The organism is Actinoplanes sp. G11-F43 (assembly GCF_050589265.1).
In the GTDB taxonomy this organism is placed as follows: Bacteria; Actinomycetota; Actinomycetes; order Mycobacteriales; family Micromonosporaceae; genus Actinoplanes.
This window is the reverse complement of the sequence record NZ_JBNZCE010000028.1, coordinates 129,523-145,045: the sequence shown is the minus strand read 5'-3', so window position 1 is coordinate 145,045 and position 15,523 is coordinate 129,523. Positions and strand designations below refer to the sequence as shown.

At 69.4% G+C, this 15,523-nt stretch carries 12 protein-coding genes; 8 read left to right on the top strand and 4 right to left on the bottom strand.

Annotated features, from left to right (window positions below):
* Nucleotides 1-23: 23 nt before the first annotated feature.
* Complete coding sequence (locus ACQ0O7_RS31705; RefSeq protein ID WP_430787469.1) at nucleotides 24-1,271, top strand: sensor histidine kinase; 1,248 nt, start codon at nucleotides 24-26, stop codon at nucleotides 1,269-1,271.
* Nucleotides 1,272-1,492: 221 nt separating this feature from the next.
* Nucleotides 1,493-2,191 (top strand): response regulator transcription factor, encoded by a 699-nt coding sequence (locus ACQ0O7_RS31700; protein ID WP_430787467.1) that lies wholly within the window; start codon nucleotides 1,493-1,495, stop codon nucleotides 2,189-2,191.
* Between the two features lie 8 nt (nucleotides 2,192-2,199).
* Here ACQ0O7_RS31700 and ACQ0O7_RS31695 read toward each other — a convergent pair whose 3' ends face one another.
* On the bottom strand, nucleotides 2,200-2,466 hold the full coding sequence (locus ACQ0O7_RS31695) for a hypothetical protein (RefSeq protein ID WP_430787465.1): 267 nt from the start codon (nucleotides 2,464-2,466) through the stop codon (nucleotides 2,200-2,202).
* Between the two features lie 641 nt (nucleotides 2,467-3,107).
* Between ACQ0O7_RS31695 and ACQ0O7_RS31690 the strand changes: the two genes are divergently transcribed.
* Nucleotides 3,108-5,672: an APC family permease gene (locus ACQ0O7_RS31690; protein ID WP_430787463.1), complete on the top strand. Its 2,565-nt coding sequence runs from the start codon at nucleotides 3,108-3,110 to the stop codon at nucleotides 5,670-5,672.
* Nucleotides 5,673-6,116: 444 nt separating this feature from the next.
* Here the strand turns inward: ACQ0O7_RS31690 and ACQ0O7_RS31685 are convergent, their stop codons facing one another.
* Both ACQ0O7_RS31685 and ACQ0O7_RS31680 read right to left on the bottom strand, forming a co-directional pair.
* Complete coding sequence (locus tag ACQ0O7_RS31685) at nucleotides 6,117-7,118, bottom strand: TerC family protein (protein WP_430787461.1); 1,002 nt, start codon at nucleotides 7,116-7,118, stop codon at nucleotides 6,117-6,119.
* Nucleotides 7,119-7,166: 48 nt separating this feature from the next.
* On the bottom strand, nucleotides 7,167-7,934 hold the full coding sequence (locus tag ACQ0O7_RS31680) for a dioxygenase family protein (protein ID WP_430787459.1): 768 nt from the start codon (nucleotides 7,932-7,934) through the stop codon (nucleotides 7,167-7,169).
* Between the two features lie 153 nt (nucleotides 7,935-8,087).
* Between ACQ0O7_RS31680 and iolB the strand changes: the two genes are divergently transcribed.
* The 5 genes from iolB to ACQ0O7_RS31655 are packed head-to-tail and all read left to right on the top strand — an operon-like array spanning nucleotide 8,088 to nucleotide 13,569.
* Complete coding sequence (gene iolB, locus ACQ0O7_RS31675; RefSeq protein WP_430787457.1) at nucleotides 8,088-8,969, top strand: 5-deoxy-glucuronate isomerase; 882 nt, start codon at nucleotides 8,088-8,090, stop codon at nucleotides 8,967-8,969.
* A gap of 55 nt (nucleotides 8,970-9,024) precedes the next feature.
* Complete coding sequence (iolD, locus tag ACQ0O7_RS31670; protein WP_430787455.1) at nucleotides 9,025-10,917, top strand: 3D-(3,5/4)-trihydroxycyclohexane-1,2-dione acylhydrolase (decyclizing); 1,893 nt, start codon at nucleotides 9,025-9,027, stop codon at nucleotides 10,915-10,917.
* Nucleotides 10,914-11,843, top strand: a complete 930-nt coding sequence (locus tag ACQ0O7_RS31665; protein WP_430787453.1) for a sugar ABC transporter substrate-binding protein — start codon at nucleotides 10,914-10,916, stop codon at nucleotides 11,841-11,843. Before iolD ends, ACQ0O7_RS31665 begins: the two co-directional genes overlap by 4 nt.
* Nucleotides 11,840-12,808, top strand: a complete 969-nt coding sequence (locus tag ACQ0O7_RS31660; RefSeq protein ID WP_430787451.1) for an ABC transporter permease — start codon at nucleotides 11,840-11,842, stop codon at nucleotides 12,806-12,808. The genes ACQ0O7_RS31665 and ACQ0O7_RS31660 overlap by 4 nt, the downstream gene beginning before the upstream one ends.
* Entirely contained in the window at nucleotides 12,805-13,569 is a 765-nt protein-coding gene (locus ACQ0O7_RS31655; protein ID WP_430787449.1) for an ATP-binding cassette domain-containing protein, read from the top strand. The genes ACQ0O7_RS31660 and ACQ0O7_RS31655 overlap by 4 nt, the downstream gene beginning before the upstream one ends.
* On the opposite strand, the gene ACQ0O7_RS31650 is transcribed toward ACQ0O7_RS31655, so the two are convergent.
* Nucleotides 13,566-15,515, bottom strand: a complete 1,950-nt coding sequence (locus tag ACQ0O7_RS31650) for a LysM peptidoglycan-binding domain-containing protein (RefSeq protein WP_430787447.1) — start codon at nucleotides 15,513-15,515, stop codon at nucleotides 13,566-13,568. The two genes, ACQ0O7_RS31655 and ACQ0O7_RS31650, sit on opposite strands and share 4 nt — an antisense overlap.
* Nucleotides 15,516-15,523 lie beyond the last annotated feature (8 nt).

Here is a 15,523-nt window from a genome sequence, read left to right as displayed (position 1 = left end):
GCCGCCGCCCGTAGAGTCACGACATGGGGACGTCGTTGCCGGAATACCGCTGGTTGTGGCCGTCCGCGCTGGCCGCGGACCCGGCCGGCCCGCTGCCCGCGCGACGCTCCACCCGGGACTGGGCCGTCGACACCGTCTGCTTCGGGCTGGCGATCATCTTCGCCGTCTGGATCACCAGGGACCTGCTGCACGGAGACCCACCGTCGATGGCGACGCAGTGGTCGGCCGGCCCGGACTGGCTGATCGTCGTCGACGGGATCGCCAGCGTGATCGCGTCGATCGGGCTGTGGTGGCGCCGGCGGTTCCTCACACCCCTCGCGCTGTACCTGGGGGTGCTGGCGTATTTCTCACTGGCCAGTGGGATGGCACTGCTGATCGTGGTGTTCACCGTCGCCGTGCACCGGCGGTTCGTGGTGCTTGCCGGTTACGTGGTCTTCGTCGCGGCCGGAAGCCTCGTCTTCGCCCTGCTGCGGCCGGAGTCGAACGCCACGATCTGGGAGACCTTCTGGTGGGGCACCGTCTCGGTGGTGATCTGCGCCCTGTGGGGGATGCTGGTGCGGTCCCGGCGGCAGCTCATCGTCTCCTGGCGCGATCGGGCCGAGCGCGCCGAGGCCGAGCAGCGCCTGCGCATCGCCCAGGCCCGGGTCCTGGAGCGCACCCGGATCGCCCGCGAGATGCACGACGTTCTCGCACACCGGATCTCCCTGCTCAGCCTGCACGCGGGCGCGCTGGAGTTCCGTCCCGGGGCGCCACCGGAGGAGATCGCCGGAGCGGCCTCCGTGGTCCGGGCCAGCGCACACCAGGCACTCCAGGACCTGCGTGCGGTGATCGGCGTGCTGCGTGCCGGCCAGCCGGAGGACGGCGACACCCCGGAGCGGCCACAACCGACGCTGAGTGCTCTGCCCGCGCTGGCCGACGAGTCGCGGCTGGCCGGGATGAAGGTGCGGCTGGAGATGGGTGCCGAGTTCGATGCCGTGCCGACGGCGGCCGGCCGGGCCGCGTACCGAATCGTGCAAGAGGGTTTGACCAATGCCCGCAAGCATGCGCCGGGCGCGGTGGTGCGAGTGGCCGTCGGTGGTGCGGCCGGGAGCGGGCTGACCATCGAGATCCGCAATCCGATGCCGGTGACCGTGCCCGCCGCGACGATTCCCGGCACCGGGCTGGGGCTGATCGGCCTGGCCGAGCGGGCGCTGCTGGCCGGCGGCTGGCTCAACCACGGGCGCGACGACGACGACTTCGTGCTCAGCGCGTGGCTGCCATGGCGGTCATGACACGGTGCCGGTGACGCTGGTGGGTGTCCGACGTGGGCGTCCGGCTGACGAGCGGCGGGTAGGGGAGGGCAGTTGGCGGCACGCGTGACCTGGCTTTGACAGGACGGCGAGTAGGGCGGAGCACGTGGCGGCACGCGTGGCCGGGCCAGGACGGGACGCTGATGGGGGAGAGCGCATGTCGGTGGGGAGGCGGACTGTGACGGGACGGCTGGTGGGGGCTAGTGCATGACGGCGTGGATTGCCGAAGTGTGGGAGTGGGGAGCGGCGTGAGTGCGGTTCGGGTACTGATCGTCGACGACGATCCGCTGGTTCGGGCCGGGCTGTCGATGATCCTGTCCGGTGACGACGAGGTCAGTGTGGTCGGGCAGGCCGCTGACGGGGCCGAGGTTCCGGACGCGGTGGCCCGGTGCGAGCCGGACGTCGTGCTGATGGACATCCGGATGCCCGGCGTCGACGGGCTCGCCGCCACCGAGACGCTGCGGCGACGGCCGGGGGCGCCCGAGGTGCTGGTGCTGACCACGTTCGACGCCGACGAGTTCGTGTTGCGGGCGCTTCGGGCCGGGGCCAGCGGATTCCTGCTCAAGGACACCCCACCGGGGCAGATCCGGGCCGCGGTGCTCAAAGTCGCCAAGGGCGAGGCGATGCTGTCACCCAGCGTCACCCGGCAGTTGATCGCTCACGTCGCGGGTGGGATGCCACCGGAGCGAGGGCGGTCGTCGGAACTGTTGGGGCTGCTCAGCACCCGCGAGCGGGAGGTGGCGCTGGCCGTCGCGCGGGGACGGTCCAACGCGGAGATCTCCACCGAACTACACATGTCGGTCGCGACGGTGAAAGCGCACGTGTCCCGGGTGCTCACCAAACTCGATCTGAACAACCGGGTCCAGGTGGCGTTACTGGTCCACGACGCGGGCCTGGCCTGAGAGGGGAGTCATTCGAAGAGGGAGTGGTCGCGGTCACCGGTGGTCCGCTTCCGTGCCCGGCGGCGGATCTGGATCACCACGATGTCGATCACGGCTGCCAACGCCCATGCCGCCAGGAGCCAGCCGGGGACGGTCCAGCCCGCGCGGAACAACAACACCGACAGGACGGTGCACACCACGAAGCCGAAGGCGGCCAGGACCAGCCGCAGATTGAGAGGACTGTACGGCTCCTCGATCGTGCCGCGGCGGCCTTGGGGCTGGGGTCCGAGTGGCATCCCGGAAAACTACCCCACCCCTGACCGGGTGAAACGTCGGGATTCGGCACCCGAGCGGCGCCGGGCCGTGGCGGGCCATTTGCGGGAAGGGCCGCGCAGGGCCGTGGTGTGCCGGGTGGGATCGGTCCGGGCCGCGCAGGGCCGTGGTGTGCCGGGCGGGATCGGTCCGGGCAGGAGCGGTCTGGGCGGGGCCGTGGTGTGCCGGGCGGGAGCGGTCCGGGGAGGGCCGTGGTGAGCCGGGCGGGGTTGGAGCGGACGCGGCTGCGGTGAGCCGGGTGGTGAGGGCCAGGCTGAGGGCTTGGTGAGCTGGGCGGAGGCGGGGCGGCAGCGTGAAGATCCGGATGCGGCGGGAATCAGCCCGAGCGAGGCCTCCGAGCGAGGCCCCGAGTGAAACGGCCGAGCGAGACGGCTCGAGGGTGGAAAGGAGCGGTTCGAGATGGCTGGACTAGGACTGATGATGATCGTTTGATGGAGGTATCGATGATCGAATTTGCGGATGGCCGGGAATGATGATCTCGGTTGGTGCGGTGCGGAGACTTAACGTTTAAGCAAGATCGGCGTTTCTCTATGTCGATCATTCGGTTCAAAGGTCATTATGGAGTCGGTCATCGATTCAGTTGTGATCTGACACTGGAGGCGCCATGTCCCAGCCGGAGCGGAAGCTCGGCACGTGGCCGATCTTCGTCATCGCGGTCTCAGCCATGACACCACTCACCGTTGTGGCCGGGGCTCTCCCGCTGGGGTATGGGCAGGTGGGTGAAAAGGGCATTCCGGTGGCGTACATGCTGGTCGCCGGGATTCTCGGGATCTTCGCGGTGGGGCTCGCCGCCATGGCCCGGCACGTGCCGAACAGTGGCGCCTTCTACTCGTACGCCTCAATCGGTCTGTCCCGTCCGCTCGGTGTGGGGACCGCTTTCGTCGCCCTGCTCGCCTACAACGCCATGCAGATCGGGCTCTACGGAGCTTTCGGGGTGGCCGCGCACAACGCATTCGCGATCTTCGGCCTCGAGGTCTCGTGGATCGTGTGGGCGCTGCTCGGATGGGCGGTGATCGCCGTTCTCGGGCAGCTCGACATCGATCTCAACGCGCGAATCCTGACCGCTCTGGTCGCCGCGGAACTGCTCATCGTGTTGATCTACGACGCCGTCATGATCGGTAATCCGGCCGGTGGAACCGTCACCTTCGACACCCTCGATCCCGGCCTGATCGCCAGCGCGGGAGGGGTGTCACTGCTGGTCGCCGCGATCGCCGGGATGGTCGGATTCGAGGCGCCACTGGTGTACGCCGCGGAGGCTCGCGATCCACGCCGGACCATCGCCCGGGCCATCGGATTCACCCTGCTCGTCGCCGCTGTGCTGTACGGCGGCAGCGCGTGGGCCATGTCGGTGGTCGCCGGCCCGGACGCTATCGTCGCCGTCGCCGGGGACCACCTCGACGACCTCTTCTTCTTCCTGCCCGAACCGTACCTGGCCACGGTCCTCCTCGACCTGGGCCGGATCTTCTTCGCCACCAGCCTGTTCGCGGCGATGCTGGCCTTCCACCACACCGTCGCCCGGTACGGACTGACCGTCGCCCGCGAGGGTGTGCTCCCGCCGGCACTCGCGCTCACCCATCGGGGCGTGCCGGTCGCCGCCTCGCTCGCCCAGTCCGCGCTGGCCGTGGTGGTGCTGGTGATCTTCGCGATCGGGGTGTGGAACCCGACCACCGACCTGTTCTTCTTCGGCACCGTCTCCGGCGGCCTGGGCGTCCTGATCCTGATGTCCATCGCGTCGGTCGCGGTGGTCCGGTTCTTCCGCCGTACGCGCAGCACCGAGATCCGCTGGCGGCGCTCGATCGCCCCGTGGATCTCGGCCGTCTTCCTCTGGCTGGTGCTGCTGCTGACCATCGCGTTCTTCGGCGACCTGATGGGCAGCGACAACCCGGCCAAGGTGTGGTCGCCGACGCTGTCCTTCCTGCTGGTTCTGATCATCGGCATCGTCTGGGGCAAAAAACTCAAAACAACCAAACCTGGTGTGTACGCCGTGATCGGCACCGGCAGGCCCCCACTCGAACCCGGCGAGTCAGCCCCACCCGTGGTCTTCGACACCGCCCCGTCGGCCACTGCCCCGGCCAGCGCCGCTCCGGCGACCGAATCGGCAGCGACCGGATCGGAAGCGACCGGATCGGCGGTCACCGGCATCCCGCCGGTCGCCGAACCGAAGGTGGACGGGTCGCCGGTGCCGCATGCCGGTTCGACCCGGCCCGTGACTGACCCGGAGGCGAAGGCGGACATCGCCACCGGCTCGACTACCGGCGCCGCTGACACCGAGTCGACGGCCGGTGACGCTGACCCGGCGGCTGCGAAGTCACCGGCTGCCGCAAAGCCGCCGGCCGCCCAGGATGCGAACCGAGGGGGAACCTCGGTCGTTGCGGAACCCGCTACTGAGAAGCCAGTCACGGAGACACCAGGCGCCGCGAAGACGGGTGCCGAGGAGCCGCCGACCGTTGGGGGAGCGGGCGTCGGGGACACAGCCGTCGGGGAGACAGCCGTTGGTGAGCCGGTCGCTGGGGAACCATCGGCCGCCGGGGATCCTGCTATCGGGGAGCCGGTCACTGAGGCGGCCGGCGATGAGCCGGTTACCGGAGCAGCGGCTGACGAGGAGTCTCTTGCCGGGAGGCCGGCCACCGAGGGGACTGCGGTCGTCGGTGGCGGTTCGCGGGATGCGAGCCGGGAAGTGACGTCTTCGGTGGTCGACAACCGGATCGAGAATCCGGGTGTCGAGGAAGTCGGGACGGTCCCCGAGGCACGGACTCCGCGGCCTCGGGCTTCGAGGGCGGGAACCGGCCCGGCGAAGACGACGGCCGGGACGGGGGCGTCCGGAACCGCTCGCCGAACGCCGTCGCCCAGGAAACGGCCCGCGCCGAAGCCGGCCGAGCGATCGGGGACGGCGTCAGAGAACGGCACACCGCGAGTACCCCGGTCGAGGCCCTCGATGGAGGACGGCAGCCCCTCGGGTACCGGCTCACCAGAAGCGGGCACAGGCGCAGAAACGGGAACAGGAACCGGTGCGGGAACAGGAACGGGAGCAGGCGCGGGGGCTGGCGCGGCAGGAGGAACGGGGACGGGCACACGTGGTGGCTCGCGCCGGACGCCTCGTCCGAGGTCACCGCGGGCGCCCGAGCAGGCCCCGGCCGCGGAGACCGAACACCCTGACGACTCCCGCTGACACTCGCGAAGGGCCAGACCGCGTGGTGATCAGTGGTGCGCTGCGGACCGCAAAGGGCCACGCGTTTGCGGGGTGGGCTGCGATTACGTCGAAAACGCAAGGCGCTGGATGCCGGGAAAGGCAGGCCGCCGGGAAGGCCGGGACTGCGGGGAAGGACCGGCGTCGACGGAAGGCGGGCTGTCGGGAAGGCCAGGCGTCTACGGAAGGCGAGCCGGGAAGGACAGGCGTCGCGGGGAAGGCGGGCCGGGCCCGCCGGGAAGGGCAGGCGTCGCGGGGAAGGCAAGCCGTCAGGATGGGCCAGGCCGCCGGGAAGGGCAAGGCCGGCGTCGGCGGACGGCGGGCGGTCAGGAAGGGCCGGGGCCGCCGGGAGGGGCAGGGCGGGCGTCGGCGGACGGCGGGCCGCTGGGAAAGGCAGGGGCCGCCGAGGGGCGGCCCCTGCTCGGGCTAGTTGCTGGCGTGTTCGTCCTTGGCGGCCCGGAGGCTGCCCGGGTGGGCCTTCGCGGACGGGTCGCGGCTGGATTTGATCAGGCTGGCGACCGTGGTGATGACCAGGATGCCGATGATGACGGCGAGGGAGACCGGTGTGGCCACCTCGGGCACCGACTCACTGATGTCCTTGTGGGCCCAGTGCAGAATCAGCTTCACGCCGATGAAGGCCAGGATGATCGACAGGCCGGTGGACAGGTAGACCAGGCGGTCCAGTAGACCCTTGACCAGGAAGAACAGGGCTCGCAGGCCGAGTAGGGCGAAGGCGTTGGCGACGAAGACGATATACGCCTCGGAGGTCACGCCGAACACCGCCGGAATGGAGTCCAGGGCGAACAGCAGGTCGGTGCCGCCGATGGCCAGCAGCACCAGGAACAGTGGTGTGACCATGCGCTTGCCGTCGACCCGCGTGATCATCTTGCCCTCGACGTAGTCGTCGGTGACGGGCAGGAACCGGCGGCCGGCCTTGACCAGCATGTTCTCTTCGACGCTGGGGTCCTCGTCGCGATGCCGGAACAGCTGCACCGCGGTGTAGAGCAGGATCAGGCCGAACACCAGGAACATGAACGAGAAGGCGTTGAGGAGGGCGGCACCGACAACAATGAAGATCACCCGCAGGATCAGCGCGATGATGATGCCGAAGGTGAGTACTTCCTGCTGGTATCGCTCGGGCACGGCGAAGGTCGTCATGATGATGACGAACACGAAGAGGTTGTCGACGGACAGACTCTTCTCGACGATGTACCCGGCGAAGTACTCGGTGCCGTAGTCCCAACCGGAGATGCTCGCGAAGACGACGCCGAAGATGATCGCTACGGCGATGTAGAAGATGGACCAGCCGGCGGCTTCACGGAAGCCGACGACGTGTGGACGGAGCACCCCGAGAGTCAAATCGAGGGCGAGCAGGGCGACGATGACCCCGATGGTCACGATCCACCCGAGCGCGGAGACCTCTAGCATGATTCACAGGATCCCCAAAGATTCTGCAAACATGCTGGGAAACGCGAATCATGCCGCGATGAATGATCTCTTCGCGAGTCCCATCCAAAAGCCGTCGATGGGCTGTTCGGGGGCGTTTGCCGGGTTCTCCGAGGCGCCCAGGGTGAGGAACATCGGGGCGAAGTGCTCGATGGTGGGGTGCGCGTAGGGCATGCCGGGCGCCCGGTCGCGGAAGTCGGCCAGCTCGTCGACGGCGCCGCGGGCGAGGGTCTCGGCGGCCCACGCGTCGAATTCCTTGGACCAGCCGGGTGCTTTCGCGTTGGGGCTCCAGTCGCGCAGGAACGGCAGCCCGTGGGTGGTGAAACCGGACCCGATGATCAGCACACCCTCGTCGCGCAGCGGGGCGAGCCGGCGGCCGAGGTCGAGCAGCTCGTCGGGTTCGAGGGTGGGCAGCGACATCTGCAGGACGGGGATGTCGGCGTCCGGGTACATGACCGTCAGCGGGACGTACGCCCCGTGGTCGAGCCCGCGGTCGGTCCGCGCCACGGTCTGGTGGTCGGGCATCAGCGCGGCGACCTGCTCGGCGAGAACCGGGGCACCGGGGGCGGCATACTGCACTTCGTAATACTTCTGGGCAAAACCACCAAAGTCATACACCAGAGGTACGGGGGACGTGGCCCCGAGCATCAGCGGCGCGGACTCCCAGTGCGCTGAGGCGACCAGGATCGCTTTCGGTCGCGGCAGGTCGGCGGCGAGGGTGCGGAGCTGGGCGGTCCAGGTCGGGTCGTCGGCCAGGGGCGGGGCGCCGTGGCTGAGGAAGAGGGCGGGCATCCGCATGATGGCCTCCGTTGAAGCTTCAACTATTTGACGTCGACAGTACGCCGGTTTAGTTGCGAGCGCAACTAAACCCGGTATTGACGGCGGTGCCAGCCGCGTAATTACCTTGAAACAGGCTGTTACCTCTGGGTGACGACGAAGGGACGCGGGTCCATGACCGACGCGCGGGTCAACCCTCTGGTGCCCCGGGGCAGTTCCGCCGAGCGACCGTTCGACGTCAACGTCACCCCGGAGAGCGCCGGCTGGGAGCACACCGGTCTGCGGGTGGTCCAGCTCCCGGTCGGCGGGCGGGTCCGGTTCCGCACCGGCGGCGACGAGATCGTGGTGCTGCCGCTGATCGGCGGCTGCGACGTGGCCTGCGACGACGAGCGGCTGACCCTGACCGGCCGCCGCTCGGTCTTCTCCCGGGTGACCGACTTCGCCTACCTGCCCCGGGGCAGCGCGGTCACCCTGCGCGCCCCGAACGGCGGCCGGTTCGCGCTGCCCGCCGCCCGGGCCCGCCGGGACCTGCCGTTCCGGTACGGCCCGGCCGAGGACGTGCCGGTCGAGCTGTGCGGCGCCGGCCCGGCCAGCCGCCAGGTCAACAACTTCTGTACGCCGGACTCCTTCGAGACCGACCGCCTGATCGCCTGTGAGGTGCTCACCCCGGGCGGCAACTGGTCGTGCTACCCGCCGCACAAGCACGACGAGCAGAGCGGCGAGGAGACCAGCCTGGAGGAGATCTGCTACTACGAGCTGGCCGACCTGCGCGGGCGCGGGTACCAGCGGGTCTACGGCCACCCGGACCGCCCGATCGACGTGTGCGCCGAGGTGCGCACCGGGGACGTGGTGCTCATCCCGTACGGCTGGCACGGCCCGTCGATGGCCGCGCCCGGCTACGACCTCTACCACCTGAACGTGCTGGCCGGCCCGGGGGAACGGCGCTGGCTGGCGCGCGACGACCCGGCACACGGCTGGGTGCGGGGCCGGTGGGCGGGTGAGGTCCTCGACCCGAGACTCCCGATGACATCGGCGCGCGAGAGACGGCGTCGGTGAGAGAGCAGACGCCGAGGAGACGATCGATGGCGTCGGCGCGAGAGAGAAGGCTGCTGTGAAGCAACGGCTCACCGTCGGCCAGGCCGTGGTGCGATTCCTGGCGAACCAGTGGACCGAGCGCGACGGTGTCCAGCAGCGGACGGTGGCCGGGTTCGTCGGCATCTTCGGCCACGGCAACGTGGCCGGAATCGGTCAGGCGCTGCTGCAGGCGCAGCGCACCGGAGCGCCCGACATGCCCTACCGGCTGGCCCGTAACGAGCAGGCGATGGTGCACACCGCCGTCGGCTACACCCGGATGCGCAACCGGCTGTCCGCGATGGCGTGCACCGCCTCGATCGGCCCCGGGTCCACCAACATGCTCACCGGCGCCGCGCTGGCCAGTGTCAACCGGCTGCCGGTGCTGCTGCTCCCGTCGGACGTGTTCGCCGGGCGGGTGGCCTCACCCGTACTCCAGGAATTGGAGGATCCGCGGGCCGGTGACGTGTCGGTCAACGACGCGTTCCGCCCTCTGTCGCGGTTCTTCGACCGGATCTGGCGGCCCGAGCAGTTGCCGCAGGCGCTGCTCGGCGCGATGCGGGTGCTGACCGATCCGGCGGAGACCGGCGCGGTCACCGTCTGCCTGCCGCAGGACGTGCAGGCCGAGGCGTACGAGTACCCGGACGAGTTGTTCGCCAAGCGGGTGTGGCATGTGCCCCGGCACGCTCCGGACCAGTTCGCGATCGAGCGGGCGGCGGGGGTGATCCGGGGCGCCCAGCGGCCGTTGATCATCGCGGGCGGGGGAGTGATCTACTCGGAGGCGAGTGCCGCGCTGGACCGGTTCGCCCGGGAGACCGGCATCCCGGTGGCCGACACCCAGGCCGGCAAGGGCGCGCTGAGCTGGGATCATCCGAACGCGGTCGGCGGTGTGGGCGCGACCGGCAGCCCGGTGGCGAACCGGCTGGCCCGCAACGCCGACGTGGTGATCGGTGTCGGCACCCGGTACAGCGACTTCACCACCGCCTCGCGCAGTGCCTTCCAGCGGCCGGACGTCCGGTTCGTCAACCTGAACGTGACCGGGTTCGACGCCGGGAAGCTGTCCGCGCTGCCGCTGGTCGGCGATGCCCGGACCGGGCTGAACGCGCTGCTGCCCGCCCTGCACGGGCGCCGTTTCGCCGGGGACTTCCGGGCCGAGGTGACGGCCTGGAACGCGACCGTGGATCACGCGTACCGCGGAAAGGGTGTGCTCGGGGTCAATGATCCGCCCACCCAGGCGGAGGTGATCGGGGTGGTCAACGAGGCCTGTGGCACCCGGGACGTGGTGGTGCAGGCGGCCGGCAGCCTGCCCGGTGACCTGCAGCGACTGTGGCGGGCGCGGGACCCCAAGCAATACCACGTGGAGTACGGCTACTCCTGCATGGGATTCGAGATCGCCGGCGCCCTGGGGATCAAGCTGGCGGAACCGGGCCGGGAGGTGTTCGCGCTGGTCGGCGACGGCTCCTACCTGATGATGGCGCAGGAGATCGCGACCGCGGTGGCGGAGGACGTCAAACTGATCGTGATCATCGTGCAGAACCACGGTTTCGCCTCCATCGGCGCGCTGTCCGAGCAGGTCGGATCGCAGCGGTTCGGCACCGGGTACCGGTTCCGTAATCCGCGCAGCGGCGACTACGACGGGGCCCGCCTGCCGATCGACCTGGCCGCCAACGCGGAGAGCCTGGGCGCCTCGGTGATCCGCTGCCGGACCATCGCCGACCTGGTCGAGGGGCTGAAGAACGCGCGCGAGGCGGACCGGCTGACCGTCCTGCACATCGAGACCGACCCGCAGCCGTCGGCGCCGTCGTCGGAGTCCTGGTGGGACGTGCCGGTGGCCGAGGTCGCCACGTTGCAGAGCACCCGGGACGCGCGCGCGGAGTATCTGGCCGGCAAACGCGACCAGCGCCACCACCTACGACCAGGAGGTACGGGATGAGGGTTCTCGCCGTCGGAGTCACGGCTCTGCTGCTGCTCGGCGCGTGTAGTGAGGGCGGGCGGCAGGAGAGTGCGGAGAGTGCCGCGTACACCATCGCGTTCGTCACGCACGAGACGCCCGGTGACACGTTCTGGAACATCGTGCGGGCCGGCGCCGACCAGGCCGCGAAGGACGTCGGTGTGGAGGTCCGGCACTCCAACGACCCGGACGCCGGCAAGCAGGCGACGCTGATCCAGCAGGCCGTCGACGCCGAGGTGCAGGGCATCGCGACCACGCTGGTCACCCCGGACGCGCTGGCCGGCTCGGTGAAGGCGGCCACCACCGCGGGCATCCCGGTGGTCGGGCTGAACGCCGGCATCGACAGGTACCGGGAGCTGGGCGCGCTGATGTACTTCGGCTCGGACGAGACGGTGGCCGGTACCAGCCTGGGCGAACGGATCAAGGCGGCCGGTGCGAAACACCCGCTGTGTGTGATCCACCAGACCGGCTCGGTGGCCCTGGAAGCCCGCTGCGCCGGGCTCAAGTCGGCGGTGCCCGGAACCGAGAACATCCAGGTCAACGGGGCCGACGACGTGGCCGTCACGTCGACGCTCCAGGCCAAGCTGGCGCAGGATCCGACGATCGACTACGTGGTGGCGCTCACCGCCCCGGTCGCTCTGGACGCGATCAAAGCGGGTGGTACGGCGAAGATCGTCACGTTCGACCTCAACCGGGAGACCGCGAAGGCCGTCCAGGACGGGACCGTCGAGTTCGCCGTCGACCAGCAGCCGTACCTCCAGGGCTATCTGGCCGTGTCGTCGCTCTACCTCTACCTGAAGAACGGCAACGACATCGGCGGCGGCAAACCGGTGCTGACCGGGCCGTCGTTCGTGGACAAGACCAACATCGACACCATCCTGCCGTTCACCGAGAAGAACACCCGTTGACCCGGCGGCCGGAGTTCGGCGCCCTGGTCGCGGCCGGCGTGATCTTCGTGTTCTTCCTGGTGGTGGCCCCGTCGTTCCGCTCCGCCGAGTCGTTGCTGACCGTTCTCTACCAGGCGTCGACCATCGGGATCGTCGCGGTCGGCGTCGGAATGCTGATGATCGGCGGCGAGTTCGACCTCTCCGCCGGGGTGCTGGTCACCACGGCGGGGCTGGTCAACTCGATGTTCTCCTGGTGGTTCGGGGTCGACCTGTGGGTGGGTGCGATCCTGTCGCTGCTGTTCTGCCTCGGCGTCGGGTTCCTCAACGGCTGGCTGGTGACCCGCACCGGGATCCCCAGCTTCCTGATCACACTGGGCGCGTTCTTCGTACTCCAAGGGGTCAATCTCGGCGTGACGAAGCTGGTCACCGGGGCGGTGGCCAGCCCGAGCGTGAGCGGGATCGACGGGTTCGACCCGCTCGGGCTGATCTTCGCGTCGAGTTTCGAGGTGGGGGCGGTGACCGTCTGGGGGACCGTACTCTGGTGGATCCTCTTCGTCCTGATCTCTGCCTGGGTCCTGCAGAGGACCCGCGCCGGAAACTGGATCCACGCGGTGGGTGGCGCGGCCCAGAGCGCGCGGGCCGCCGGAGTTCCGGTGGTACGCGTGAAGATAGCGCTGTTCATGACCGTGTCGGCGCTGGCGTGGTTCGCCGGGATGCACAACCTCTACCGGTTCAACACGCTGCAGGCAGGTGCCGGGGTGGGCAACGAGTTCCTCTACATCATCGCCGCGGTGGTCGGCGGCACGCTGCTGACCGGCGGTTTCGGCAACGCGGCGGGGGTGGCGATCGGGGCGTTCCTGTTCGGCATGACCAGCCTCGGCATCGTCTACGCCGGCTGGGACCCGAACTGGTTCCGTGCCTTCCTCGGCGTGATGTTGCTGCTCGCGGTCATGGTCAACCTGTACGTGCGGAGGGTGTTCCGATGATCGAACTGGTCGGGGTGGGCAAGAGCTACGGGCCGGTCCGGGCGCTGCGTGACATCGACCTGACGGTGAACGCCGGCGAGGTGACCTGTGTGCTCGGTGACAACGGGGCCGGCAAGTCCACCCTCATCAAGATCATGTCGGGCCTGCATCCGCAGGACACCGGGATCATCCGGGTGGACGGCCGCCCGGTGCTGCTCGGCTCGCCCCGGCAGGCCCTGGAGCTGGGCATCGCCACCGTCTACCAGGATCTGGCGGTGGTCCCGCTGATGCCGGTGTGGCGCAACTTCTTCCTCGGCTCGGAGCCGACCACCGGGCGGTTCCCGCTGCGCCGCCTGCGGATCCGGGAGATGCGCCGGATCGCCGACGAGTCGCTGCGGGCCATGGGCATCACGGTGGCCGACATCGACCAGCCGATCGGCACCCTCTCCGGCGGGCAGCGGCAGAGCGTGGCCATCGCCCGCGCGGTGCATCTCGGGGCGCGGGCGCTCATTCTCGACGAGCCGACCGCCGCGCTGGGAGTGCGGCAGTCGGCCGTCGTGCTGCGTTATGTCGCGGCTGCCCGGGAGCGGGGACTGGGTGTCGTATTCATCACCCATAATCCCCATCATGCGCATCTTGTGGGTGACCGTTTCGTCGTTCTGAAACTCGGCGAAACAGTTCTCGACCGGCGCCGGGGTGACGTCACCCTGGATGATCTGACGACACAGATGGCCGGCGGTGCGGAATTGGATCAGCTGGCCCGGGAAATCAGGAAGGATTAGTTGTCGGGAAGCACTATCACCTGTCCCGGGAAGATGATGTCGGGATTCGGGATGAAATCACGGTTCACATTCCAGATGTCGCGCCAGCGGTTCTCACTGCCGAGTCTCTCCCGGGCGATCTTCGACAGCGAGTCGCCGGCCCTGACCGTGTGGAGGCGCGGGATCGGGCCGGCCGGCTGCTTCGGCGGCAGGAACAGCACCTGGCCGGGGAAGATCCGGTTCGGGTCCGGGACGGTGGCCCGGTTCAGCACGAAGATCTGCGGCCAGCGGTTCTCCGCACCCAGCTGCTCCCGGGCGATCCGGGCGAGGCTGTCGCCCTGCCGGACCGTGTAGGTGATCGGCTCCTGCCGCCCCGGCAGCACGTCGGCCAGGCGCAACAGGTCGGCCAGCTGGAACAGGCCGGGCTTCTCGGTCGGCAGGGTCGGCTTCCAGCCGGGCTGCTTGAGCACCGAGTCGGTGCTGCGGCGGACCAGCCCGATCAGCACCTCGGCGACGATCGTGCTGCCCACCGGGCCCAGGTGCGCGCCCTCGTGCATCGCCTCGGCCTCGGCCAGGACGTAGTACCAGAGAGGCGTACGGGTGAGGAACTCGCTCTGGTCGAGAACCGTGCGCTGCTCGTCGTTGCCGGCCGCCCGGCGGATCTGGTCCTTGCTCAGCACCGGCACCTTGAGCAGCTCGGCGACCGCCTGACCGGTGGGCAGCCGCAGCCGGTAGCCGCGCAGCAGGTTGCGCACGGCCAGCCGGGCGGCGAACGGCTCCGGCTTCTCGACCTCACCCTCGTCGTTCTTCAGGGTGAACAGCGCGCCGCCGCCGGTCGACGCCAGGTTGGTGTCGATCTTGCGGGCCCTCATCACGTCGCCCGGCCCGGCGATGTTCTGCCACTCGATGATCCAGTTTTCCGGCAGGGTGGGGAAATCGCCCAGCTCCCCGCTCAGCGCGGTGAACACGAACAGCAGATCCAGCGAGCCCGGGCCGGGCCGGCCGTCCGCCCGGAAGTTCGAGTTGAAGTCGTACATGCCGCGCACCATCGAGTGCCCGAACCGGTAGGCCGCGACGGCGAACTCCAGAGGCATGAAGAACGGCTCCGCCTGCGGGTTGTACCACCGGTTGCCATGCGTCAGGACATCGTCGACGATCGCCGGGTCGGCCACCCTCTTCAGGAAGTCCTGGACCACCATGTGCTGGTAGTGCTGGCGCAGCACCCGCCGGGCCTCCCGGAACGACAGGCCCTTGTCGACCAGCGCGTTGTGCGCCTTCAGGAACGCCACGTGCAGCTGGGAGATGATGGTGTTCTCGTCATTGCGGGGGTCGCCGATCCGGGCCGCCCGGTCGGTGCCGTGATCGTCGCTCGGGCCCAGGCGCGGCAGGTCGTTGTCGTCGCCCTTGCCCTTCGGCCGGACGAACGGGGGCTGGGCCCGGTCGAGTCTCGTGACCGTGCCGACCACGAGCCGGTCCCCGTCGACCGGGGCCGGGCTGCCGTAGACGCTGTCCAGATCGAGGGTCGCGGTGCGCTGATTGCGCACCACCCGGCGGATCTCGGCCAGGCTCAGCGGCGCCATCCTGTCGTCGACCAGCACGTCCGGCCCGCCGGAACCCAGGCCCGCCTTCTTGTTCTGGATCTCCAGCGTGATGTCGTGGTCGATGAACTGACCGAGATAGGTGTACGCCGCGGGGATCGGCCCGTCCTTGGTGGGATCGTCACCCCGGTCGTCGTCGGTCATCGCCGAGCCGAGCTTCTTCAGCTTGACCGTGGTGTCCGGTAACCGGGGCAGCAGATTCGCCTCGTCGTCCTGCAGGGTGGGGAAGAGCAGGTCGAACGGCTGGGTGCCGACCGGTGGCGCCAGGGCGAACGCCAGCGGGTTCTCGGCCGTGTAAGCGGCCAGATCCTCTTTCGCCCGATTGAGGTCCTCGTCGGTGATGGGACGTCCATGACCGAGTCTAGGCATGGTGATTC